Source organism: Roseivirga pacifica (genome assembly GCF_900111145.1).
GTDB classification, from domain to species: domain Bacteria; phylum Bacteroidota; class Bacteroidia; order Cytophagales; family Cyclobacteriaceae; genus Roseivirga; species Roseivirga pacifica.
Genome location: NZ_FOIR01000001.1, coordinates 207,303 through 231,070, shown reverse-complemented (window position 1 = coordinate 231,070; position 23,768 = coordinate 207,303). Strand labels below are relative to the sequence as shown.

General features: G+C 42.3%; 18 protein-coding genes. 15 read left to right on the top strand and 3 right to left on the bottom strand.

Going from position 1 to position 23,768, the window contains the following annotated elements:
* The first annotated feature begins 10 nt into the window (after nucleotides 1-10).
* The 11 genes from BMW98_RS01035 (at nucleotide 11) to BMW98_RS00985 (ending at nucleotide 13,157) form a co-directional block, all read left to right on the top strand.
* Nucleotides 11-1,426: a RagB/SusD family nutrient uptake outer membrane protein gene (locus tag BMW98_RS01035; RefSeq protein WP_090256535.1), complete on the top strand. Its 1,416-nt coding sequence runs from the start codon at nucleotides 11-13 to the stop codon at nucleotides 1,424-1,426.
* 18 nt (nucleotides 1,427-1,444) lie between these two features.
* Entirely contained in the window at nucleotides 1,445-2,296 is an 852-nt protein-coding gene (locus BMW98_RS01030; protein WP_090256534.1) for a PKD domain-containing protein, read from the top strand.
* An 8-nt stretch (nucleotides 2,297-2,304) separates the two neighbouring features.
* On the top strand, nucleotides 2,305-3,177 hold the full coding sequence (locus tag BMW98_RS01025; RefSeq protein ID WP_090258171.1) for a polysaccharide lyase family 7 protein: 873 nt from the start codon (nucleotides 2,305-2,307) through the stop codon (nucleotides 3,175-3,177).
* Between the two features lie 25 nt (nucleotides 3,178-3,202).
* On the top strand, nucleotides 3,203-5,464 hold the full coding sequence (locus BMW98_RS01020; protein WP_222843591.1) for a polysaccharide lyase 6 family protein: 2,262 nt from the start codon (nucleotides 3,203-3,205) through the stop codon (nucleotides 5,462-5,464).
* The gene (locus BMW98_RS01015; RefSeq protein WP_090256532.1) at nucleotides 5,461-7,704 is read left to right on the top strand and encodes a heparinase II/III domain-containing protein; all 2,244 of its coding nucleotides are present in this window, start codon (nucleotides 5,461-5,463) and stop codon (nucleotides 7,702-7,704) included. The genes BMW98_RS01020 and BMW98_RS01015 overlap by 4 nt, the downstream gene beginning before the upstream one ends.
* A 4-nt stretch (nucleotides 7,705-7,708) precedes the next feature.
* On the top strand, nucleotides 7,709-8,086 hold the full coding sequence (locus BMW98_RS01010; RefSeq protein WP_090256531.1) for a cupin domain-containing protein: 378 nt from the start codon (nucleotides 7,709-7,711) through the stop codon (nucleotides 8,084-8,086).
* Between the two features lie 24 nt (nucleotides 8,087-8,110).
* Nucleotides 8,111-9,373, top strand: coding sequence for an MFS transporter (locus BMW98_RS01005; protein ID WP_090256530.1), 1,263 nt, complete (start codon nucleotides 8,111-8,113; stop codon nucleotides 9,371-9,373).
* 26 nt (nucleotides 9,374-9,399) lie between these two features.
* On the top strand, nucleotides 9,400-10,161 hold the full coding sequence (locus BMW98_RS01000; RefSeq protein WP_090256529.1) for an SDR family NAD(P)-dependent oxidoreductase: 762 nt from the start codon (nucleotides 9,400-9,402) through the stop codon (nucleotides 10,159-10,161).
* Between the two features lie 69 nt (nucleotides 10,162-10,230).
* On the top strand, nucleotides 10,231-11,256 hold the full coding sequence (locus BMW98_RS00995; protein WP_090256528.1) for a sugar kinase: 1,026 nt from the start codon (nucleotides 10,231-10,233) through the stop codon (nucleotides 11,254-11,256).
* A 12-nt stretch (nucleotides 11,257-11,268) separates the two neighbouring features.
* On the top strand, nucleotides 11,269-12,483 hold the full coding sequence (locus BMW98_RS00990; RefSeq protein WP_090256527.1) for a 6-phosphofructokinase: 1,215 nt from the start codon (nucleotides 11,269-11,271) through the stop codon (nucleotides 12,481-12,483).
* The gene (locus BMW98_RS00985) at nucleotides 12,483-13,157 is read left to right on the top strand and encodes a bifunctional 4-hydroxy-2-oxoglutarate aldolase/2-dehydro-3-deoxy-phosphogluconate aldolase (protein WP_090256526.1); all 675 of its coding nucleotides are present in this window, start codon (nucleotides 12,483-12,485) and stop codon (nucleotides 13,155-13,157) included. Before BMW98_RS00990 ends, BMW98_RS00985 begins: the two co-directional genes overlap by 1 nt.
* Before the next feature lie 77 nt (nucleotides 13,158-13,234).
* On the opposite strand, the gene rlmD is transcribed toward BMW98_RS00985, so the two are convergent.
* Nucleotides 13,235-14,695: a 23S rRNA (uracil(1939)-C(5))-methyltransferase RlmD gene (gene rlmD, locus BMW98_RS00980; protein WP_090256525.1), complete on the bottom strand. Its 1,461-nt coding sequence runs from the start codon at nucleotides 14,693-14,695 to the stop codon at nucleotides 13,235-13,237.
* 224 nt (nucleotides 14,696-14,919) lie between these two features.
* Between rlmD and BMW98_RS00975 the strand changes: the two genes are divergently transcribed.
* From BMW98_RS00975 to BMW98_RS00960, 4 genes are all read left to right on the top strand, one after another.
* Nucleotides 14,920-16,509, top strand: a complete 1,590-nt coding sequence (locus tag BMW98_RS00975) for a SulP family inorganic anion transporter (RefSeq protein ID WP_090256524.1) — start codon at nucleotides 14,920-14,922, stop codon at nucleotides 16,507-16,509.
* Nucleotides 16,510-16,536: 27 nt separating this feature from the next.
* Nucleotides 16,537-17,346 (top strand): SDR family oxidoreductase, encoded by an 810-nt coding sequence (locus BMW98_RS00970; RefSeq protein ID WP_090256523.1) that lies wholly within the window; start codon nucleotides 16,537-16,539, stop codon nucleotides 17,344-17,346.
* 50 nt (nucleotides 17,347-17,396) lie between these two features.
* Nucleotides 17,397-17,855: a hypothetical protein gene (locus BMW98_RS00965; RefSeq protein WP_139177328.1), complete on the top strand. Its 459-nt coding sequence runs from the start codon at nucleotides 17,397-17,399 to the stop codon at nucleotides 17,853-17,855.
* Between the two features lie 111 nt (nucleotides 17,856-17,966).
* Nucleotides 17,967-21,971 carry an AAA domain-containing protein gene (locus BMW98_RS00960; protein WP_090256521.1) on the top strand — a complete coding sequence of 1,335 codons (4,005 nt, stop codon included), beginning with the start codon at nucleotides 17,967-17,969 and terminating at the stop codon, nucleotides 21,969-21,971.
* On the opposite strand, the gene BMW98_RS00955 is transcribed toward BMW98_RS00960, so the two are convergent.
* On the bottom strand, nucleotides 21,968-22,438 hold the full coding sequence (locus tag BMW98_RS00955) for a gliding motility lipoprotein GldH (RefSeq protein WP_162844631.1): 471 nt from the start codon (nucleotides 22,436-22,438) through the stop codon (nucleotides 21,968-21,970). The two genes, BMW98_RS00960 and BMW98_RS00955, sit on opposite strands and share 4 nt — an antisense overlap.
* Nucleotides 22,428-23,735 carry a PSP1 domain-containing protein gene (locus BMW98_RS00950; RefSeq protein WP_090256519.1) on the bottom strand — a complete coding sequence of 436 codons (1,308 nt, stop codon included), beginning with the start codon at nucleotides 23,733-23,735 and terminating at the stop codon, nucleotides 22,428-22,430. The genes BMW98_RS00955 and BMW98_RS00950 overlap by 11 nt, the downstream gene beginning before the upstream one ends.
* Nucleotides 23,736-23,768 lie beyond the last annotated feature (33 nt).

Here is a 23,768-nt window from a genome sequence, read left to right as displayed (position 1 = left end):
GAAAGTAGATATGAAGAATCATATAAAAATATCAATCCTATTTCTCTTTGTGCTAATGGGGTGCGAAGACTTCCTGGACATAGCGCCAACTGCGGCAGTTAGTAGTGGCAACTACTTTGTTGACGACCAGCAGTTAGAAACAGGTGTAATTGCTATGTATGATGCTATTCAAGGCGTGAATTCAACATCTACAAGCGATAATCACTCAATTCAGTATGAATTTTACATAACCGAAATGAGGAGTGACAATACCCGAACTAAATCAAGTGAGGGTGAGGCTGCTCAGTTTGAGAGTTATACTATTCAGTCTACCAATGGTATTGTGCTCGATTACTACCGAAGTATGTATAACGTTATATACAGGGCTAATTTAGTACTGGAAAACATTGATGTGGCTTCAGATGCAAATCGCGATCAATTCGAAGGTGAAGCTAAGTTTGTAAGAGCATATGCCTATTTTAATCTAGTAAGGTTATTTGGCGATGTTCCTTTATTAGATAGAGTAATTGGGCCAGAAGATGAGGCCTTAAGCTTTACTAGAACAAGCACAGCTGATGTTTACAGCCTAATTACAAGCGACCTTCAAGATGCAGTAGCTAAGCTGGGCAAGGTTTCTATAAACCGAGCCTCAAAGGCAGCGGCTCAGGCCATGTTAGCCAAGGTATATTTAACCCAAGGCACCAACTACGTTGAAGCACAACAGCTTTTAGAAGCTATCATTGGAACAGAGTATTCTCTAGAAGATGATTTTAGAGATGTGTTCTATAGTGAATCAAACGATGAAGTGATTTTTGCTATCGGTTATTTGCCAGACTTAACAAGCGATAGTCAAAACTTTTCTTCAGAATGGTTAAATGCCGTTGGCCGTACCTCGGGCGTTAACTACGTAACCACAGAGGCCAGAGAGGCATTAGACAACTTAGGTGGTGCAAGAACCCAATATTCCTATAGACAGGACCAAAGGCAGCCAACAGAATACCAAGTAGTAAAGTATTTACCAGATGGTGATGAAAGCTTGGGAATACCTGCAACATCTACAGACCCGACCCTTGCTGGTAACGACTGGATTGTAATTCGCTATGCAGATGTTTTGCTAATGCATGTGGAGGCTATAATGGCGGGAGCAAATGAAACTTCATCGGGTAGCGCTATTTCATCCTTTCAGCAAGTAAGAAGTAGAGCAGGCATTACTACTCCTGTGGCCACTATTACTAAAGAAGATTTGCTCAACGAAAGAAGGGTTGAGCTTGCTTTTGAAAACCACAGATGGTTTGACTTGGTGAGGCTTGGTGTTGCCAGAGATGTCCTATCAGCCTTCTCTGCTGCAAATAACTATTCATTCTCAGATACAGATTTATTGTTGCCAATACCTCAGGCCGAAATAAATCTTAGTAAAGGGCTGCTAACACAGAACCCTGGTTATTAACCTCAAAAGGATATAAAAATGACTACTAAAAATAACAAAGCGTTTTTGAGTGTATTGATGGGTGTAATCATTACTTCAATACTAACTTCTTGCGATTTTACTTTTGAGTTGCCAGAGGAAGGCTCTATTCCAGATCAGACTCCTCCTACTGCAAGTTTTTCGGCTACTCAAAATGATACTGATTTTCTTCAGTACGACTTCTCCAATCTATCTAATAGTGCAACAACTTACTTATGGGACTTTGGAGATGGTAATACTTCTACCGATTTGGACCCTTCGAATACATATCCTGCTGAAGGTACCTATACGGTAAAGCTCACTGCATCGGATAACTTAGGAGTAACCGATACTTATGAGGCGGTAATCGAGGTAATTGAGCCAGAAGCTCCTCCGGCAATTATTCCTAATATTCTGGAAGCTGGTTTTGAAGATAATAGTTTGCCAGATGGTACTGGTGACGGAAGGGACTCTTGGAGAAATGATTTTGGGGGAGTGATTCAAATTACTTCCAGCCCAGTTCATGAAGGTTCTCAAGCATCTAAATTTCCCTCTGCTGGTGACCGTATAGCCTATCAGGAAATGGAGGTGTCTCCCAATACCGATTACATTCTAACATACTATTATACTCTGAAGACTGATAACCCAGGTGCTTTAACTGTAACAGTGTTGGGGGGAGGTATTTCGGATCTGTCTGAAGTTGCTGGTGCTACATTGGCCGCTTTTGAAGGTACGGACCAAACAGATGCAGATGCCTATGTAAGAGTTGAATTACCGTTTAATTCTGGAGCAAATTCAACAATGGCCATTTTAATCACCAATCAAGGGGTTGAGGCTAGGGCTGATGCACTTTCTATTGACCTAGCACAATAATGTACCTAATGAAATACCTTTTCATACTGTCGGTAGTGTTGCTCGTATCGGCTAGCGCGTGTAAGAAGGAGGCTCTAACACCAGAGCCTCCCCTTATTCAGCGTAAATACAAGTTGCCGGAAATAGATCTTTCTAACTGGAAAGTTACGCTGCCCATATCAAATTCATCAGGAAAGCCAGTTGAGGTAGAACCTCCAGAAATTTTGAGTTATGCTACTAATGAGCAACTACTGCCATTTATGTATAACGACTCTACGGATGCTGCCTTGGTTTTTTATACATACCCAGAGTCTTCTACGGCCAATTCTTCTTATTCCCGAACAGAGTTGCGCGAGCAAATGGTACCTGGAAGCAACAATACCAACTGGACTTTTGATCAAGGAGGTAGAATGAGAGGCACGTTGGCGGTAGAGGATATCTCTTCTGATGGTGATGGCAAACCTCACCGAACCATCATCATGCAAATTCACGGTAGGCTAACCAACGAGCAAAGGGATCTGATAGGCGAAGATGATAACAATGCCCCCCCTATTCTAAAAATTTATTGGAACGATGGGAAAGTAAGGGTTAAAACAAAGGTGCTAAAAGATTTAAACGCATCAGATACCGAGATACTTCATACGGCTGCTTGGGGAGACGATGAAGGACGAAATTTTTCAACCATTGTGGGGCATGAGAAATTCACATTAGAGGTAGTAGCATCTGCTGGTAGGCTAGAGGTAACACTTAACGATGACGAGACCTTTGTATATGGCGATGTGCATATGCAAAAGTGGAGTGTCTTCGAAAACTACTTTAAAGCTGGTAACTACCTAGCTACTACAGATGATGGAGCCTACGCCACTGTTAAATATTATGATTTAGAGGTTACTCACGATTAGTGCAAAACCTGAAAAAATTGTTCGAATGATAAGATTAACCATGCGCTTGAAGCAAAAAGCACACGCTTTACTTTTTATATTATCAATAGTTGTACTGTCGTGCAGCCAGCCTTTCGAAGGCACTTTAGTTCAAAACTTGGAAGAGTACGAAAAGGCAACTAAAGATCTAAAACCAGGCGAAACCATTGTTTTAGCCAATGGTGAATGGCACAATGCTGAGTTGAGGCTGAAGGCAAAAGGCACTAAAGAAAAGCCGATTACTTTAAAGGCAGAAACTCCAGGAAAAGTAATTCTAACGGGGCAGTCAAATCTGGCGTTTTCAGGGGAGTTTATTGAAATTTCTGGTTTGGTTTTTAAAAATGGTTATACCCCAACAAGTGAGGTAATCTCTTTTAAAACGGGTAAGTCAGAACTTGCAAACAATTCTCGGGTTACAAACTGTGTTATCGATAGTTTTTCCAACCCTGAGAGGTTCGATGGAGATACCTGGGTGGCCATATACGGAAAAAACAACAGGTTTGACCATAACTCGCTTATTGGTAAAGGAAACAGAGGGGTTACTCTTGCAGTAAAGCTAACCACTGAAGAAAGCCGAGAGAACAACCATGTAATTGAAAAAAACTACTTCGGTCCTCGACAAGTTTTGGGTTCTAATGGTGGCGAAACCCTTAGGGTTGGCACAAGCCACTACTCCAGAACTTACTCTAATACCATAGTTCGCAATAACTACTTTGATAGGGTAAACGGAGAACATGAAATTATCTCGAATAAAGCTTGTGGCAACCAATTTACCGGCAATGTTTTCTTTGAAAGTCAAGGCACGCTAACAATGCGTCACGGCCACCATACATTGGTCGAGCAAAACTACTTTTTAGGAAACAGAAAGGCTAATACTGGTGGTATTCGAATAATAAATGAATACCAAACTGTGAAGAACAACTACCTGTCAGGCTTAACTGGCCACAGGTTTAGAGGGGCTTTAGTGATTATGAACGGAGTGCCCAACTCACCAATAAATCGCTATAACCAAGTAGTAGACTCACATATGGAGAACAATATTGTGGTTAACTCAGATTACATTCAGTTATGTGCTGGTAGTGATGAGGAGCGGTCTGCAGTGCCTATTGGTTCTTCTTTTAAGCACAACCTCATTATATCAAAAACCAACCTCAACCCATTTACTATTTATGACGATGTATCCGGTATTGAGTTCGAAGGGAATTTGATGAATGAAGAAGCCGAACCTCCCTTTAACAATGGCTTTGGCAAAGTCCCTTTTGCATTGGCTAAAAATGAAAATGGACTTGTAGCACCTGATAAAGAACTAACCGATAAAATAAACTTTGGTGAGGTAAAGTTACCCATCAATAAAAATGAAGTGGGAGCAAGTTACTACCCAAAAGATGGCAGTGTAAAGGCATTTAATTCGGGTAAGGTTGTAAAAGTTGCTGCGGGTACAAATACCATTTTAGAGGCATTGGAGAATGTGCAGCCAGGCGATGTGCTTGAACTGGAAAATGGTGGGGAGTATTTGCTTACGAAATATGCTTATATCAATAGCCCAGTTTCTATTGTAAGCCCACAAGGAGGCGATAAGGCTAAGATTTTATCTGAAAAGCAAAGCTTCTTTAAAATAGAAAACGGAGGAGCTCTTCAGTTAACAAACGTTCATATTGATGGTGCCGAATCTCCGGATCAAGCCGGTAACAACGTGGTGAGCACCAGCAAGTATTCTATGAATAAGAACTATGCATTGGTGGTGGGAGACTGCGAGATAACCAATCTAGACAAAAACCATTCATTCGATTTCCTAAAGTCCTTTAAACACACATTTGCCGATTCTGTGGTAATAAGGCATTCTAACTTTGTAAATGTTACCGGTGCCATTATGACAATGGACATGGAGGTTGAAGATCTGGGTATTTATAATGTAGAAAATGTTCGTATTGAAAATACCAGATTTACAGATGTGCAGGGTGCTATTGCCAACATTTATAGAGGGGGCACGGATGAAAGCACATTTGGGCCAATTGTTTCAGTGGCTGATGTAACAGTGAATAACAGCAGCAAAGGAAGCCGAAACAAAGTGAACGCTGCATTTAGGTTTCATGGAGTTCAAAATTTAAATGTTGAGGGAGTAAAATTCTCGCAGAGTGCCGGAATAGACCTGTTCATGACAAATGGAGAACCAATTTCAAGGTTTGCCAATATTGCTTTTAATAAGTCTGATGGGCTAAATGCCAATAAAGGGCATTATGAAAAAACTAATGTAGTAGTAAATAAATGAGGTTAGTTACTGCTATTATATTACTTGTATTAGCCGTTTCATGTGCAAAAAATGAAGCAGGCAATGGACTGCAGCACCCAAATCTTATACTCACGGCACAAGGGGTTTCTTTAATGCGCTCTAGCTTGGGAAAAGTGCCTTTGTTCGACCAGTCCGTAGAAGAGGCAAAACAGGCAGTTCAGTCAGAAATGGAATTGGGGATAGAGGTTCCTATTCCAAAAGACCTAGCTGGTGGGTATACTCATGAAAGGCACAAGGCGAATTATTTTGCCATGCAAAAAGCAGGGGTGCTTTTTCAAATTACCGGAGAAGAAAAGTATGCCATTTACATCAGGGATATGTTGTTGGCATATGCCGAAATGTGGCCAACAATAGGTAAGCACCCAGCAGAGCGTTCCTATGCACGAGGGAAGTTGTTCTGGCAGTGCTTAAACGATGCCAATTGGCTTGTATATACAAGCCAAGCTTATGACTGTATTTACGATTGGCTCGATGAGGAAACTAGGATTAAACTCAACAAGGAGCTGTTTAGGCCATATGCCGAGTATGTATCGGTAGAAAACCCTCAATTCTTTAATAGAATACATAACCATAGTACATGGGGCAATGCCGCTGTGGGTATGATTGGTTTGGTAATGAACGATGAGGAGTTAGTAGACTGGGCGCTTTATGGTTTAGACTTAGAGGTGCCTGGCGATTTTGTAAAAGACAATGATGGAGGTGCTATTCAGTTGGAGGGACAGAAAGAAGCTGGCTTTTTAGCACAAATAGATCATTCTTTTTCGCCCGATGGCTACTACACCGAAGGTCCTTACTATCAACGATACGCCATGTATCCTTTCTTGATCTTTGCTCAGGCATTGGCAAATAAGAAACCTGAGTTAGGGATATTGAACTACAGAAATGGGCTATTGACAAAGGCTGTCTATGCGCTGATTAATCAAACCAACGCTCAAGGCGAGTTTTTCCCTATTAACGATGCGCAAAAAGGTATGTCGCTAGCTTCTAGGGAGCTAGTAAATGCAGTGAGTATGGCCTATCACTACGGTGGGCAAGATGCTGGCCTACTTTCAATTATTAAGTCCCAAGGTAGAGTACCGCTTAACGACTCTGGTTTAGATGCGGCTAAGGGTGTGGCAGATCAAGAGGTCGTAAAGTTTCCTTACAAAAGTATAGAACTAAGAGATGGAGCAGATGGCACTGAAGGTGCAATCGGTATTCTGCGGAGTAAGAGCTTGACTTTGGTGATGAAATACGCTAAGCACGGAATGGGGCATGGGCATTTTGATAGGCTCGGATTTCTGCTTTATGACGAAAAAGGGGAGGTTATTCAAGACTATGGTTCCGCACGCTGGGTGAACATAGAGCACAAAGATGGAGGTGGCTATTTAAAAGAGAATCACAGCTGGGCCAAGGAGACCATAGCTCATAATACACTTGTTGTTAACAAAGACTCTCACTTTGATGGAAAGGTTGACGAAGCAGAAAAGTCCTCTGGTGTTCCTTACTTCTTTTCAGCTACACCTAGTGTGCACGTGGTTAGTGCTAAAGAGCCTAAAGCCTATAAAGATGTTGAACTGCAAAGAACAATGGCTGTTGTGGACATTGCTGAATTAGAGCATCCATTAGTTATTGACTTGTTTTCTGCTCAAGCTCCTGTCGGTACTAGATTCGATTTACCGCTTTACTACAAGGGTGAGTTTATGGCGTCAAACCAACAGTTTAGTGCTAATAATAACTTGGCTCCTATGGGGGAAGAATCTGGTTATCAGCATCTATGGGCAGAGTCACAGGCAAAATTAAAAAACGACTTGTTGCAGATTACTTGGTTCAATAACCAAAGGTTTTATACGGCTACCTCTGTTATAGAAGATGGAGATGAAGCCATTTTGACAAGGATTGGAGCCAACGATCCTAACTTTAATCTGAGACGGGATCCAGGTCTAATTCATAGAAGAAAGAGTGGTAATACCCTGTTTGCAAGTGTGTACGAGATACACGGCAGTTACGATTATGCGACCGAACGACCACTTAATCTATTCTCATCTATATCTCACCTGACGGTTTTACATCAATCAGCAGATTATGCAGCAATAGAACTTACGCTAGAAAGTGGAGCAACTTATCAATTCACTTTTTCACTGAACGATGATAGCAAAGCTAGTAACCATAGCATAAGTACTTCAAAAGGAAAAATTGAGTGGTCAGGAGTATATCAATTCATAAAAACAGAAAAATAGAAGCATGAAAAGGAATAGCGAAAAATACATTTTAACTGAAGGAATGGAATGGGAGAAACTCGGTGGAGGGGTTTCTAGAAAAATGCTCGGTTATGATAACCAAATAATGATGGTGTTGGTGAATTTTGAAGAAGGAGCAATAGGTACACCACATAGCCACTTCCATACACAAGCTACTTATTGTGTAGCAGGCAAATTCGAGTTTGAGATTGATGGTGTTAAGCAAGTTGTTATAGCTGGTGATGGTGTTTACATAGAACCCAACCTAGTACATAGCGCAGTTTGCTTAGAGGCAGGTCAATTAATTGATACGTTTAGCCCTGTTAGAGAAGATTTTCTTGACGGTTCTGGGGTCGCCTATTTTGGCGATAAGGAAGAATAATTGATTCACCACAAATTCTAAGAAATGAAACTTAAAGGACTCAGGTGGTGGATCATTGGGTTGGTTTGTTTGGCCACTATCATTAATTACATCGACAGGTCGGCATTGGCCATAATGTGGCCAGATATTTCGAAAGACTTGGGTATGGATAAAAACGACTATGCCCTTATCCTAAATATATTTCTGGTCGCCTATGCTATTGGTCAGTCGGTTTCTGGAAAAATGTTCGATAAAATAGGCACACGCGCAGGTTTTGTCGTATCTATAACCCTTTGGGGCTTGGCCACAGCACTACATGCATTTGCTAAGGGAGTGCTTTCTTTTAGCTTTTTCAGGGTGCTTTTAGGCCTTGGTGAAGCTGGTAATTGGCCAGGTGCTGTAAAGAGTAATGCAGAGTGGTTCCCAGCCAAGGAAAGAGCGTTGGCGCAAGGTATTTTTAATTCGGGTGCGGCCATGGGCTCTATTGTAGCGCCTCCTTTAATTGCAGTGGTTTGGGTGGCCATTGGGTGGAAATATACTTTTGTCCTTTTGGGCTTACTAGGTATACTTTGGGTCATTCCGTGGCTTATTATTAACAAATCTATTCCTGCTAAGCATAAATGGATAACCGAAAAAGAGCGGGAGTATATACTCTCTGGTATAAAGCAAAAGGAAGAAGATCCTTCAAAACCTGGGCTTAGTATGAGACAGATTTTGTCTCATAGAGAGGCTTGGGCTGTTTTAGCATCTCGTTTTTTTGTCGAACCTATTTGGTGGCTCTTTGTAGGCTGGATGCCAATTTACCTAGCCGATGTGTATGGCTTTGATGTAAAGGAGATTGGCTTTTTTGCTTGGGTGCCGTATGTAGGAGCCGCTTTAGGAAGTTTGTCGGGGGGGTATTTTTCTGGCAGATTAATGATAAATGGCGCCACGGTTGACCAAGCCAGAAAACGCACTATTCTGGTAGGTTGTGCTATCATGTTTGTAGGCCTCATAGCCACCATTCTAGCGGGAGATACAGCCCTAAAATTTGTGGCAATTGTAGCTGTAGTACTATATGGTTTTCAGTTCGTAATATCAAATATACAGACCATTCCAAGCGATTTGTTTAGTGGGAAATCTGTGGGCTCCTTAGCAGGGCTGGGCGGTACTGTCGGCATATTCTCTGTAATCATTATGAACTTCTTGGTACCGGTTATTACCGAGCGTTATTCCTATACGCCAATATTTATCATGATTGCTGTATTCGTGCCATTAGGGTATTTATCAATCAACTTCTTCGCAAAAGAAATTAAATCAATTGACTAGAACATAAATATTTATAACAGAACAAAATGGAAAACACTAATAGAGTAGCAATAGTAACAGGAGCAACCGGAGGCATTGGCTTTGAGGTGGCTAAAAGACTTGGAAAAGAAGGGTATACCGTTGTGCTAAATGGTATTGAAGATGAGAAAGGTGCCGAAAGAGTAGCAGAACTCTCAAAAGATGGCATTACCGCAGAGTACTACGGTTTTGATGTGACAAAAGAAGATGAAGTAACATCCAACATCAAAGCAATTGGCGACAAGTATGGCCGAATTGATGTTCTGGTAAATAATGCGGGGGGCTTAGGTGGTAGATCTAGGTTCGAAGAAATGACCACTGAGTTTTATAGAAACGTAATGGCGCTGAACCTAGATTCTGTGTTTTTTGCTTCTAGAGCAGCTATTCCGTATCTCAAAAAGGGAGAGAATGCTTCAATTATTAACTACACCTCAATAGCTGGTTGGAATGCCGGTGGACCAGGTGCAGGTATCTATGGAACTTCAAAAGCAGGCGTTCATGCAATAACCAGGGCTTTGGCCAAAGATTTGGCAGAATATGGTATTCGTGTAAACGCAGTATCTCCAGGTACTATCGATACACCATTCCACGCACAAATTAAGTCTACCAAGCCCGAGGTGTTTGCCTCTTGGAAGAACAACATTCTGTTGGGTAAGCTAGGGCAACCAGAAGAAGTTGCTTCAGTAGTAGCCTTTTTAGCTGGTAAAGATGCCTCTTTTATTACTGCCGAAACAATTCAGGTTGGCGGTGGCCAAGGGTTAGGTATTTAATCCAAAACAATTACAAAACTTAACTAGACTTATTAACGGAGGGCATTGTGCCCTCCTAAACGCTTTAAGATGAAAATACTCAGCATAGGCGAGCTGCTAATGCGTTTGACCGTACCCGATAACCTTAGGTTTACTCAGGCAAATGAGTTTCGCCTAAATATTGGAGGCTCTGAAGCTAATGTAGCTATGATTTTAGCCCAGTTGGGTTGGGATGCAAGTGTGCTTAGCGCTTTGCCAAATAATGATTTGGGAGATAGAGTTTTGCAAGAACTGCATCGGTTCAAGGTAGATACAGCGCATATTGCTCGCATTGGAGAGCGCGTGGGGCTATACTTTTTAGAAGAGGGAAGCTCCATTAGAAGCAGCAGAATAATATATGATAGAGGGCACGCTTCAATAAACGACCTTACACCAGAGCATATAGATTGGGATGCGGTTTTTGAAGGAGTGACACACTTGCACTGGTCGGGAATAACACCTGCGTTGTCACTAAATGCAGCTATGGTTTGTCAAGAGGCTGTTGACCGTGCCTATGATTTGGGCGTATCCATTTCATGTGACTTGCACTTTCGGAAAAACCTATGGGCTTATGGTAAAAAGCCTATTGAGGTAATTTCGCCATTATTAGAAAAGTCGGCTACGGTTTTAGGTGACCCCTCTACTATCCAATCGCTTACTGGTTTAGAGATGGAATCTAAGAAAATCACAGCAATTGAAAGTGTAGATCAGTTGTTGCCCGACTACAGGAAGTTAATGGATCGTTTTCCTTCAATAAAGGGCGTTTCGATGCTCTTACGCACAATTCAAAGTGCGAGCCACCATAACCTAAAGGCAGTTTTAGTAACAGATAACGAGGCATTTGAAGCACCTACAATAAAAATAGACAACATAAAGGATAGGATTGGTGGTGGCGATGCATACATGGCTGGCTTACTGTACGGATTAAATCACTACAAAGACAAACAAGATGGGCTGAAGTTTGCCTTAGCGATTTCGGCACTTAAGCATACTATTAGTGGCGATTATTTTACAGGCAAAGTAGAAGAAGTAGAGCAAATTATGAACGCCACCCAACTTGGAAAAATCATTAGATAAAAATATAGCCAAATGAAACCTAGCGTTGTGATCATTTGTGGTGGTGGACCTGCCCCTGGTATTAATGCTGTAATTGCAACTGTGGCCAAAACGTTTATGTCTGACGGTTATAGAGTTTTAGGAGTGCATTACGGTTACCAGGGGCTTTTTTCAGAAAGCCCTGATATAAAAGAGTTTGATTTTGACCATGCAGATAGAATAGCGAATCGTGGTGGGTCAACCTTAATTATGGCCCGATTTAAACCGAAAGACAGTGATTTCAATACAGGGATATTTAAGCGAGAGAATGTAAAATTGTTGGTTACAATTGGAGGGGATGATACTGCCTCTACTGCCAATAGGATTTCAAAATACCTGGCAAGCCAACACATTAATATATCCAACATTCATGTGCCTAAAACCATTGATAATGACTTGCCCCTGCCTGATAGAAACCCCACATTTGGATTTCACTCTGCCAAGGATGAGGGAGTAAGAATTGGCAATGCTGTTTATGAAGATGCTAGAACAAGCCGCCAATGGTTTGTTATGTCAGTAATGGGCCGGTCGGCTGGTCATTTAGCTTTTGGAATAGCCACTGGCTGTCATTATCCTATTATGATAATTCCTGAAATGTTTAACAGGACCAAGGTTACCCTAGACAAAATCACCGACCTAATTGTTTCGTCAATCATCAAGCGAAAGTTGATGGGGGTTGAGTATGGTGTGGCCATAATAAGTGAAGGCGTATTCCATAGTCTCGATATGAATGAAGTGATAGATGCCGGGATTGACCTTACCTATGATGACCACGGGCACCCGGAATTAGGGAATGTATCAAAGGCACATATTTTTAATGTGCTGTTAAGCAAAAAACTAAAGTCCTTAAAAATTGATGTTAAAACTAGGCCTGTAGAGCTCGGCTACGAGTTGCGTTGCGCTAGGCCAATTGGTTTCGATTTAACTTTATGTTCACTGTTGGGCTTAGGGGTTAAAAAGTTATATAATGAAGGTAAAACGGGCTGTATAGTTAGTGCCAATTCTACCGGAGATATAACTCCATTGTACTTAAGTGATTTCGAAAAGGATGGGAAAATCCCTCCAAGGTTAGTGGATATGAATTCTGAAATTGCTAAGCTCTTTTTTGAAAACATGCACTACATTACTCCTAATGATTACAAGGGAGCTAAAGCGTACCTAAGTGGCCCGCAAATTTATGATTTTAAGAAAATACTGAACTGGAAATAATGGCAAGATTCACCAGAATAGAAGTTGCACAACAAATGCACCAAACAGGAATAGTTCCTGTGTACTATAATGAGGACTTAAAAACCTGCAAAGAAGTATTGAAGGCTAGTTATGCAGCGGGCGTACGTGTTTTCGAATTTACAAATAGAGGTGATCAGGCACACGAGATTTTTAGTGAGTTGTATAAACTATGCAAAACGGAATTGCCCGAAATGATGCTTGGCGTAGGCTCTATTGTTGATGGAGCAACGGCTGCTTTGTATTTACAATTGGGAGCCGATTTAATTGTTTCGCCTGTGTTAAACCATGAGATAGCCAAGGTGTGCAATCGCAGAAAAGTACTTTGGGCGGCAGGCTGTGGAACGCTTTCGGAGATTAATCAGGCAGAAGAATGGGGAGCAGAAATAGTCAAGCTTTTTCCAGCGCAAGAATCTGGTGGGGCTAGCTTTATCAAATCCATTGCTGGGCCATGTCCATGGACATGTATTATGCCAACGGGCGGTGTTGAACCTACCCATGAAAGTTTAAAAGAGTGGTTTGGAGCTGGTGCGTATTGTGTAGGCATGGGTTCTAAGCTTATGGATAAGAAACTAATAGCCAACCAAGAATTTACCAAGCTTACGGAGTTTATTCAAGTAGCATTAAACTTAACAAGAACAGTACGTATGGGCTGATCTTCGAGATGTAATGTTTAGTTAAAATGAGTTGCCACAGCAACTCATTTTGTTTGTCCGAGCCATTTCTATCGCTCTTACCCTTCCTTCTCCAGCAACATCACACTTTCTACATGGCTGGTGTGAGGAAACTGATCTACCAAGCTGAATTTTTGCAGGACGTACCCTGCTAGAGAAAGTTGCTCAATATCTCTGGCTTGGGTGGCCGGATTGCACGAAACGTAAACCATTCGTTTAGCCTCCAAGTCAATGATTTTCTTGAGGGTTTTGGGAGCAACCCCCGCTCTAGCTGGGTCTAAAATAACTGTGCCTATTTTGCCTTTGTACGCTGGGTGGTCTCTTAAGAATTTACCTACATCTGCAGCGAAAAACTTAAGCCCTGTAATGTTGTTGCGGCTGGCATTTTCACGTGCGTCTTTAATAGCCGACTCTACAATGTCAACCCCAACTATTTGTGCATTTTCACTTTTTGAAGCAAGTATCTGCCCTATGGTTCCGGTGCCGCAAAACAGGTCGAGCACAATACTATCATCGATTGTGTCCTTGCGTTCCAAAGCATACTCAAGCACCTTTGAGTAAAGCTTTTCGGCCGATTTTGGGTTAGTTTGGAAAAAGCTCTTCATGCTGATCTCAAAGTTCAGACCGAGCAATTCTTCTACAATCTTATCTTCTCCATATACCAGTCTAATTTTCCCTGTCGTAGCAATGGTTCTATCTGCAACCTCATCGTTGGTGGTGTGCAAAAGCCCGGCTACGCGGTCGCCAAAAAGGGAAACCAAAAACGTTGCGAACTTCTTCAAGTCAAACTTTGGTAAGTCTGCAGATGTGGTGACAAGGTTAAAAAGTAGTTGGTTCGTTTTGAAAGATTTTCTGACCACAAAGAATCGGAAAAATCCAGCTTGTCTTGGGCCATGCCAAGGGCTTAAGCCAGTGTTTTCGCAATATGCTTTGATGGCGCTTAGCTTGTTTTCTAATTCCTCATCAAACAAGCCAGAATCTTTTTTTAGGTCATCGCCACACCACCAAGTGCCTCTTTTTTTGAATCCCAGCGTAAACTCATCCACGTCTGTTTTTTGTTCATGGTCGTAGCCAATGGCCGAAAAGGCATACTCCATTTTGTTGCGGTAATGGAATGTGCTGGGCGATGAGATAAATTCATCGAAGTAAGATTCGATGTTTTCTACCTTTCCTATTCGCCTGAAAAGCTCCAACGTACTTTGTTTTTTGTACGTGTGCTGTAGCTCAATGGGAAGTTTAATGTAAGGAGCCCCGGGGATTTCTTGATAAGGCATATCAACTTCGTTCTGAGAAGCCTCAAGCACTTCAAGTAATTTACACTCAGCAAAAGTTTTGCTTGCCTTTTGAACTTGCGCTTTTACGAGCTGGCCTGGTAATGTATTGGGCACGAACACCACAAACTCCCCGTGTTCGTTCTGAATTTTCCCTATGCCTTTTCCTCCAAATGCATAATCCTTAATGCGGATTTCGAGTATTTCTCCACGCTTAACAAACTTGTTGCTTCTTCTTCCCTGGGTCATAGCCGCAAAGATAGAGAATTGAGTTTAGCTGCATATCCTTTGCGTATCAAATAACAAACCTGATTTTTGGTTGAAACTTAACTGATTAGGTGGTTTTTGATGTCGATGATCACCACTGAATTTGGTTTTTCCTAAGCCATCGTTTTCATAAAGTCTTTACGCTCAGGGCTGTGTTTTGCAATAGAAGCCCTACCTTTGCGCGCTAAGCTAGAAGAGAGATTAAAATGAAATTCAGAGAGGCCTTTTCCATCATCGATAAGAATCGAATTAGTACCAAAAGCGATATATTCTCGGGTTTAACTGTGGCGCTAGCCTTGGTGCCAGAAGCAGTTGCATTTGCCTTTGTGGCAGGTATTTCGCCAATCATTGGTCTTTATGGTGCCTTTATGATGGGGCTTATTACCTCCATTTTTGGCGGTCGACCGGGCATGATCTCTGGAGCAACCGGAGCTTTGGCGGTGGTAATGGTGCATTTAGTAGCCGAAGGCGAAGCACTTGGCGAAGGTCAGGGGCTTCAGTACTTGTTTGCTACGTTAGTGCTTACCGGAATTGTGCAGATGTCAGCCGGCTTCCTCAAGCTCGGTAAGTTCATCCGAATGGTGCCTCACTCTGTAATGATGGGTTTTGTGAACGGTTTGGCCATTGTGATCTTCATGTCGCAATTGGGCATGTTTAAGGCAGGTGGCGAATGGTTGGCAGGAAAAGACCTTTTCATAATGCTTGGTTTTGTACTGCTGACCATGGGGATTATGGTTTTCCTTCCTCGTGTTAATAAAAATATTCCGGCTGCTTTGGTAGCCATTTTGGTGGTTTCGGGTATTGTTATTTTGGGTGGTGTGGAAACCGCTACAGTTAAGAGCTTTATTCAAGATGGTGGCGGAACTGGCATTAAGGCCGGTTTGCCTTCTTTCAATGTACCTATCATTCCTGTGAACATGGAAACCCTAAGCTTTATCTTTCCTTATGCGGTGATTTTGGCAGCGATTGGTTTGATTGAATCCTTAATGACACTCAACCTTTTAGACGAACTTACAGAAACCAGAGGCAATGGAAATAGAGAGTGTATTGCACAAGGTTTGGCTAACCTAACCAACGGATTCTTTGGCGGTATGGGAGGCTGCGCGATGATCGGCCAGAGTATTATCAACGTAAAGTCTGGCGGTAGAGGTAGACTTTCGGGCGTAGTTGCAGCGCTGGCTTTGTTGGCCTTTATTCTATTTGGTTCTACCTATATCGAAATGGTGCCTATTGCCGCTTTGGTAGGTGTAATGTTTATGGTGGTAATAGGCACTTTTGCCTGGAGTACCTTCAAAATCATCAATAAGGTGCCTGTTTCCGATGTTATCGTAATTGTTCTGGTGACAGGTCTTACCGTGATTTTTGACTTAGCTATTGCTGTATTTGCCGGGGTGATTGTTTCGGCTTTGGTATTTGCTTGGGAGAATGCCTTGAGAATTCGTGCGCGCAAATCGGTTGATGAACACGGTATAAAACACTACGAAATTTATGGGCCACTTTTCTTCGGTTCGGTAAGTCTTTTCAATGCTAAGTTCGAAGTAAAAGAAGATCCGCAAGAAGTGATTATCGACTTTAAAGAGTCTAGAATCGTGGACCAATCGGCTATTGAGGCCATTAACAAACTTGCTGAAAAGTATCAGAAAGAAGGCAAAACCATTCACCTTCGCCATTTAAGTAAAGACTGTACGCGCCTTATCGAGCGTGCCGAAAAGATTTGCGATGTGAATGTGCTAGAAGATCCTGACTACTTTGTGGCGATAGATAATTATAAGAAGTATAAAGAGGCGACTTCTTAAACCTGCACTTTCATTTATCTTTAAAACATGAAAAACAAAGTCGCAATTGTTACCGGTGGCTCATCGGGTATCGGAAGAGGTTTGGCGCTGGCTTTTGCCAAGCAGGGTTGCAAGTTGGTGATTACCGGCCGAAATGAAGATCGCCTGAATGCTGTAGCCGAAGAACTTGAGGCTATGAATTGCCCTAACCTTTGTCTAAAGCTCGATGTGGCACAAGAAGCCGATAATAAATTGCTCGTTGACGAAACCATTAAAGCTTTCGGTCAGATTGACTTTTTGGTGAATAATGCCGGCATCAGTATGCGCGCTTTGTTTGAAGAAATTGAGTTAGATGTCTTCAAAAAAGTAATGGATATCAACTTTTATGGAACGCTCTATGCGACTAAATACTGCTTGCCGCATATCTTAAAATCCAAAGGTTCAATTGTGGGTGTATCCTCCATCAATGGCTATCGTGGCACCCCAGCCCGAACGGCTTATACGGCTTCTAAATACGCTATGAATGGCTTTTTCGAGTCGTTGCGCACCGAGGTAATGCACCGAGGAGTACATGTATTGGTGGCTTGCCCTGGCTTTACCGGAACCAACATTCGCAATGCAGCATTAACGGCAGATGGTTCTTCTCAGGGCGAATCGCCTCGCGATGAAGGCAAGATGATGACTGCCGAAGAAGTGGCAGAAGGCATCATCTCAGCCATTAAAAAACGCAAGCGAGATATCGTCTTCACTACCCAAGGCAAGTTGGCCGTTTTCTTAAACAAATGGATGCCTAAGCGAATGGACAAGATCGTTTTCAACGTATTTGCTAAAGAACCAGATTCTCCTTTCGGGAAGTAGTTATCGGTAGAATAAAATTAGCATACTTGTGATACTCAATAAGTAGACTGGTGAAGAAAAGAGCAAATGTCTTAACTCCTTATTTTTTAACATTATTTGGATGCTTTATCTACTGGTACTTTAATGGAGTTATGTTTGGTGTATCAGCTGGTGTTGACAGTTTAGTGTGGGTGTCTTTTGTAGCTTGCATTTTAGACTTGGGCTTGGGCTCTTGGCTGTTTTTGCACACCTTAAAAACAGGTCGATTGATTTCAATTGGATTGAGTACAATTACACTTTTAATGCCAGTCACTAGCCTCGTTTCATTGATGAAGACTAACGAACCTTATGGTGTTTACTATATTGTAGTTTACGTAATCTTTATTCTCATCTTTGGTACGGTTATAATAATTCACATTATCCAATTCAAAAAGCAGGTGAATGTTCCGAAATGGAATAAGGTTGTGCTATCAACCATACCATTGGGGCTATTGATAACATATTTGTCATTTCTATTCGGATTTAGCTAACTTTTATACTGTGTCTCCTGATTTCCGGTTAACGAGTAACTAATCAACCATTAACTTTTACTATTTTCGGATAAGTCTGTAATTAGCAAAACTGCTACCATCAGCCATCGAATGAGAGACATCCTCCAGTCATACCTTAAACGCCTCACCAACCTTTCGGGTAACAACCGATCTCTAGCGCTTTTAAAACTTCCTGCCGATCAGTTTATCGATTTGCACGAGTTCAATTTTGTGGATGGGAATCCTTCTTGGCGCATAATGGACGAACTGATTACCGGCAAAAATAAGATCAAGTTGGCCCCAGTTTCAGATCCACGCGACCCACATTCCAACAAGTTGTCCACTCGCCTAAAGAAATTGGTCCGAAGGGAAGAATTTATCTTTCAAGAAAGTGGTGCGCGCGATTTATATATCGGCTGGCCATTTATTCATGGCAAATTCAATGATGATACCATTGTAAGGGCTCCACTCTGCTTTTTCCCTATGGAATTGAAAGTGGAGAAAAACCACTGGGTGCTTTGCCCTAAGCAGGAGGTAAACATCAGTTTCAATAAGAGCTTACTGCTGGCCTTTGCGCATTACAACCAGGTGGAACTGATGCAGGATTTGGTGGAATACACTTTCGATGATTACGAGAAGGATTCAACCGCCTTTCGCAACGTGCTGTACGAAACCATACGCGATAGCTTGATGCAACTGCGTTTTGATAGAGCCTATTATGCCGATGAGCTGATAGCTTTTGAACCAACTACTCGCAAGGAGTTTGAAGAGGTACATCGCACTGGAGAAGTGAATGTGAAGATGGAAGCGGTACTCGGTATTTTTCCGCAGGCCGATTCTTATCTGGTGCCCGATTATGACTTTATGCTGGCCCATGAAGATTGGGAGCATATGGACGATTTCTTTGCTAATAAGTCGCTGGATGATACGAGCAAGGAAGATGGTTCGCTCGATTTGGAGCGTTACTTCCTAAACATGGTCAAAGAGGAAGAGTCATACACGCCTCTGCCCATCGATGCACACCAGGAAAATGCACTGAATGCGGTAAAAAAAGGCAATTCTATAGTGGTTCAAGGGCCTCCAGGAACTGGCAAGTCGCAGCTCATTGGTAACCTAGCGGCCGATTTTATTGCTCGTGGCAAAAAGGTGCTGGTGGTGAGTCAAAAACGGGCAGCGTTAGATGTGGTTTACGAACGGTTGAAGGCCATAGATATTCAGGATTTCATTGGCCTAGTACACGATTTTAAATCCGACAGACACGACATTTATAAACGAATTGCTTTACAGATTGAGCGCCTGCAGGATTATAGCCGTAGCAATAATAACCTCGATGCAATTCAGCTTGATAGAAACTTCAAAAAAGCGAGCTTAGAAATTGAAGAAACCATCGATCAACTCGATGAGTACAAGGCTGCACTTTTCAAGGATACAGAATGCGGGCTTTCGGCCAAAGAACTTTACCTCACCTCTGACCCCGATGCCGAGGCTATTTCGCTTACCCAAGAGTACAATCATTTTCATTTTAATGAACTGCATGAGTTTGTAAAGAAACTCGATCTCTATATCGATTATGCCAAAAAACTCGATGTGGAAGACCATCCATGGTCTGATCGGGTGAGTTTTGCCAAGTTCGGTACTAATGACTTGAAGCAAATCGTATCGTTGTTAGAAGAGATTCCGAAGGAGGCAAAGGCATACACCAAGGCAATATCTAAGATTGTAAACGAGGAGGTGGATTTTGATTCTTGCCGAACCTTTAGCGATAACCTGGAGAAGCTAAAGGAGATCAACAGCTACTTAAAGAACAAAGATATTTATGCTGTTTTTAAACCAATGGTGGGCTTTAATAACAGCGAAACCGAACCGCTTTGGATCAAAAATACCAGGAACCTCATTAACAAATGTTTTGAGGGAGCAGGGGTAGAACAAAGCATTGAATCGGGAAAAGTAGGGGAGGTTCAGGTAATTCTGAAGCAGCGACTAGATGCAAAATCGAGCGTTTGGAAATCGTTGAGATGGAATTTTTCTAAAGAGAAATTGAGGCTGGCCAGAATACTTGTGGCCAATGGCTTGAGTGATGATAAGGCTGGCTTGCAAGTGTTAACAGAGAAGCTCGACAATCGCTTGAATTTGCAGCACCAGCTAACCAAGATTAACAGCGTGGGCTGGATAAGCGAAGTGCCTCGTACGACCAGCCAGGAAGAACTGAACGAGTGGTTCGATCGCTTGGATATGGCTGTGCAAGCTAAGTTACGATTTAGCTCCTTCTCGAATTTCAGAGAGTATTTTCCGCTCCATCAGCTTACGACTAAGGAGCTGCGTGCTGTCATAAATGAGATTCACGATGCGCTGAAAGATTTGCCAGGCAAGCGCCAGCGATGGAATAAATATGTGCTCCCAAGGCAGATTGACTTGCTTTTGGGTAATGATGCTTTCTTAAAAGCATTAAGAAGAACCATTAAGCGTGATTTTGATACCTTATGTGAGTTGGATCAGTTACGGGATGCTTTCCATGAATCGGAGCTTGGTGTAGTTGATAAGCTTACCGAGTATATGGATCGAGATAAAAAGGAATTGTTATCACTTTTTGATAATAGCATTCGCTTGGCGTGGATCGACCACTTAGAAAGCAAGTACCCGATTCTGCGTTCCGTTTCTACCCTAAAGTTCGATAAGCTTACCACAGATCTGCGCGAGGCAGTTCACTTAAAACAAGAGGCCAGCCAGCAAATATTGCTGCAGCGAATTCGTGAGCAAACTTATGAGGGTATTGAGTTTAATCGCTTAAATAATCGGGTTACGTATCGCGATTTAGAGCACCAGGTGAATAAGCAACGTAGAATTTGGCCGCTAAGAAGAATCATTTCCAATTTTTCAGAAGAGCTTTTTAAACTGATTCCATGTTGGCTGGCATCGCCAGAAACTGTTTCAGCTATTTTCCCGATGGAGCCGCTTTTCGACTTAGTAATTTTTGATGAAGCCAGCCAGTGCTTTGCAGAACGCGGATTGCCGGCTATTTATCGTGGAAAACAAGTGGTGGTGGCTGGAGATAGCCAACAGCTTAAGCCTTTCGATTTGTATCGTGTACGTTGGGAGGAAGACTCAGATGAAATGGCATTAGAAGCAGAGTCTTTGCTCGACTTGACAAAGCAATACTTGATGGAAGTTCACCTGAAGGGACATTATCGTAGTCAATCACTTGCATTGATTGACTTTTCGAACCAACATTTTTACAAAGGAAAGCTGCAAATGCTACCCGAATTTGGCAGAGCTAACTCTGTGGAACCAGCCATTGAATACATTCAGGTGGAAGACGGTGTTTGGGAGAAACAGACCAACCAGCAAGAAGCTGAAAAGGTACTGGACTTGCTAAAGCAGTATGCCAAGCCAGAGACTGAGCTTTCCGTTGGTGTGGTAACTTTTAATGCCCGACAGCAAGAACTGATTAACGAGTTAATTGAGGAGTCGGGGCTTTCTTTCTCTGAAAAATTGTTTGTGAAGAACATCGAAAATGTTCAGGGAGATGAGCGGGATATCATCATTTTCTCGTTGGCTTATGCTAAAAACAGGCAGGGAAAAATGAATGTGCAGTTTGGGTCGCTTAATCAGGCTGGTGGCGAAAATAGACTAAATGTGGCTATTTCCAGGGCCAAGCAAAAAGTGTTTTTGGTCACATCAATTGCACCAAGTGAATTGAAGGTAGAACAAACCAAAAATGAAGGACCAAAGCTTTTGAAGGCTTATCTAAGTTATGCTCAAGAAGTATCCGAAAAGCAATACACGCCACATGTTGAAAGAAAGGAAGAACATCCGCAGGCTTGGTACCTTTCTCAAAAACTAGCAGCATGGGAAAAGGAGTATCCTTTCCGTACTGCGCTAGATTTACCATATGCCGATATTACGTTAATGAGGCGAGGAAAATACTTGGGCTTACTTTCTACCGATGATAACTCGTATTATGAGAGTTCATCGAATAAAGAAACCTTTGTGTATAACCCTGATTTATATGAGGCTAAGAATTGGCCGCATCGCATTATTCATTCCCGCGAATATTGGATTGACAAGGAATCGGTAAAGGAAAAAATTGGCCGATTTGTGGAGGTGCACAATGGCTAGTTTTCGCTATTGGTTACGGTAACGCCAACGGAAAGAACACCTGGTAACTCTGCCATGCGCATGTATTGCGCTACGGAAACTGTATAAGTACCGGGAGTAAAATTATAGCCTTCCAACACGGGAGCGGCATACTGATAAATGCTATTTCCTTTGCCCTGAGGTTTACCCGTTTCTTCATCGTACAGCACAAAGTTTACCAAATCGCTTGCTAATTCAGTGCCTTGTTGATCAGTTATGGTGTATTGTAGGTAAAGGTTGTAATACGGATATTCTAGGTTGCTCCTTACCTTAATGGCCACATCTTGCAGCGGTTCATTGCCAATTTCGAACTCAAAACTAGGGATAGAGTCCATGTTCCAAAGGCCTTCCTGAAAGTCGTGATTGTCTGAAAAAGTTGCGTCAAAATTGCAGGCACTAAGTAGTAGCACCAGCATTATGGCCACTACGGCTTGAAACTTATTGATCATTGGTTTTCTTCTTTCTTTTGAAACGCTTGTTCTTAGGTTTCTTATTGCCGTTTTGGTTACTGTTTTGTGGTTTGCTGCCACCATTGTTTTGGTTAGGACGCTGTTTTTGCCCGCCTTGACCTTGGCCTTGCTGTTTGGCTTTTGGTTGTTGGTTGGTGCTCTTGTTATTAGGGTTTTGCCCGCCACGATTCTTGTTATTGCGCGGTTTTGGCTTGCGCTTATTTCTGTTGGCTTTCTTGCGGAACTTCTCATCCATTCGCTCTAAATCGCGATTGATGGCCGTGTCTTTTACCTCTAGTTCAAAAACGTCTTCAGTTAAAGTTTCAGGCAGTTCACCTTTCTTATTTAGCGCAATAATTTCTTTTACTCTGTCCGTAGCAATTGGGTACCAAGTATTCTCTTCCGCAAAACTAAACCACATCAACTTTCTAAAGATGTCGGTCTTTTCAAGCTTGGCATCTCCTTTTTTGGTTTTCAGCTTGGTCACCTCAGGAATGTCCTCCAGCGCTTCCATGTAGGTGTCGAGCTCATAGTTGAGGCAGCACTTTAGGCGGCCACATTGGCCTGAAAGCTTGCTTGGGTTAAGGCTGAGGTTTTGGTAGCGCGCAGCGGAAGTTGAAACACTTTTGAACTCCGTGAGCCATGTAGAGCAGCAAAGTTCGCGGCCGCAAGAGCCAATGCCGCCAAGTCGGCCAGCTTCTTGACGCAAGCTAATTTGGCGCATTTCTACCCTGATCTTGAATTCTGAAGCCAGGATTTTAATCAGCTCACGAAAATCAACGCGTTCGTCTGCCGAGTAAAAAAATGTGGCTTTAGTATTATCAGATTGAAACTCAATGTCTGTGAGTTTCATGGCGAGCTTCTGCTCCAGTATAATGTTTCGGGTGCGGTAAAGCGCTGGCATTTCGCGCTTCTTTGCCTCTTCGTATTGCTCTAAATCTTTTGTGCTGGCTTTACGGTAAATCTGACGAATTTGATCATCATCTTTTACGCCTTTCTTTTTCATTTGAAGGCGAACTAGTTCACCCTGAAGCGAAATAAAGCCCATGTGATGCCCGCCTTGAACATCTACAATTACGGCTTCGCCAGTAACAACATCGAGCTTGTTGGTATTGCGATAGAAGTCTTTTCGGCCATTCTTGAAGCGAACTTCAACAATGTCGAAACGGTCTTGACTGGGTATGTCCATATTGGACAGCCAGTCAAAGGTGTTGAGTTTGTTACAACTTCCGGTGGCGCAGCCGCCATTGTTGTTACACCCTGCTGTTTTACCTTCTACTCCACAACTACAACTCATATGTATCTATTAAAGGCTCTTGCTCATTTATCG